Raw genomic sequence first — 1617 nt, forward strand, 5'->3', positions numbered from 1 at the left:
AAGCTGCCCAGCGAGGCCGCCCGCCGCTTCGAGCGCGCGGTGGACCCGGCGGTCGCCCGCGCGGCGACGGACCGGGCCGCGGCGCTGCTCGAGCGCTTCGGCGGCGCCACCGTGGCCCCCGGGGTCACCGACGTCGGGCCGTTCCCCGAGGGCGCCGAGCCGCCGACCGCCCCGATCCGGATGGCGCTGGACCTGCCCGATCGGGTCGCCGGTGTCACCTACGGGCGCGGCGTGAGCGTGCGGCGGCTCGTGCAGGTGGGCTGCGCGGTGGAGGTCGACTCGGCCGGCGGGACGGGGCTCGTCGTGGTCCCGCCGACGTGGCGCCCCGACCTCACGCGCCCCGCCGACCTCGTCGAGGAGGTGCTGCGCCTCGAGGGCTACGAGGCCATCCCCTCGGAGGTCCCGGTCTTCGCCGGCGGCCGCGGGCTGACCCTCGCCCAGCGCCGCCGCCGCCAGGTGTCCCGCGCGCTCGCCGACGCCGGCTACCAGGAGGTCCTGCCCTCGCCGTTCATGGCGCCGAGCGTGCTCGACGCCTTCGGCCTCGACGACGACGACCCGCGCCGGTTAGCCGTCCGGCTCGCCAATCCCCTCGACGCCGACCGCTCGCTGGTGGCGACGACGTTGCTGCCGGGCCTGCTCGACGCCGTCGTCCGGAACGTCTCGCGGGGCCTGCGCGACCTCGCGCTCTTCCACGTGGGCCAGGTGGCCCGGCCCGGGTCGGTGCCCGGGCCCGCGCCCGAGGTCGGGGTGGACGCGCGGCCCTCCGACGCGCAGATCGCGGCGCTGAAGGACGCGCTGCCGGCCCAGCCGATCCGGGTCGGGGCGGTGCTGACCGGCGCCTGGGAACGCCCGGGCTGGTGGGGCGAGGGCCGGCCCGCGACGTGGGCCGACGCCATCTCCGCGGCCCGGACCGTCGCCGCGGTCTACGGCGCCGACCTCACCGTCAGCGCCGACCGGCACGCACCCTGGCACCCCGGGCGGTGCGCCGCGCTGCACGTCGGTGGCGTCCTCGTGGGCCACGCCGGGGAGCTGCACCCGAAGGTGCTCGAGGCTCTCGGCCTGCCGCCGCGGACGTGCGCGATGGAGCTCGAGCTCGACCGGCTGCCGGTCGTCGAGGTGCTCGCCCGCCCCGAGGTGTCGCCGTTCCCGCCGGTGCTGCTCGACGTCGCGCTGGTGGTCCCGGTCGAGGTCCCCGTGGCCGACGTCCAGGCGGCGCTGACCGAGGGCGGCGGCGAGCTCCTCGAGGACGTGCGGCTCTTCGACGTCTACAGCGGCGCTCAGGTCGGCGAGGGCCGCCGCTCGCTCGCCTTCGCCCTGCGCTTCCGCGCGCCCGACCGGACGCTCACCCTCGAGGAAGCCGGCGCGGCCCGCGACCGGGCCGTGGCGCTGGCGGGGGAGCGGTACCAGGCGGTCCTGCGCTCGTAGGCGCGCGTCGCACGCGTGAGCACCCTCCGGGCTATCGGCTCGGAGAGTGCTCACCGGCGCGGAGCGCACCGGCGAGCAACCACCGCAGGCCCGCCGCGTAGGACGCCCGCAGCTCGTCGAGACCCAGCGGCCAGGCGTCGACGGTGCCGGCCACGGCCGCGTCGCCGATCGCGTGCACGACCAGCACCCGGA

The 1617-nt window shown here is 78.1% G+C and carries 1 protein-coding gene; it reads left to right on the forward strand.

Translation table 11 applies throughout. The annotated features are described in order from the left end of the window. On the forward strand, positions 1-1425 hold a 1425-nt coding region (locus AC0CYZ_RS04410; RefSeq protein WP_472212719.1), incomplete at its 5' end, for a phenylalanine--tRNA ligase subunit beta. Between the last annotated feature and the right edge of the window lie 192 nt (positions 1426-1617).

The organism is Actinomycetospora sp., assembly GCF_055612215.1.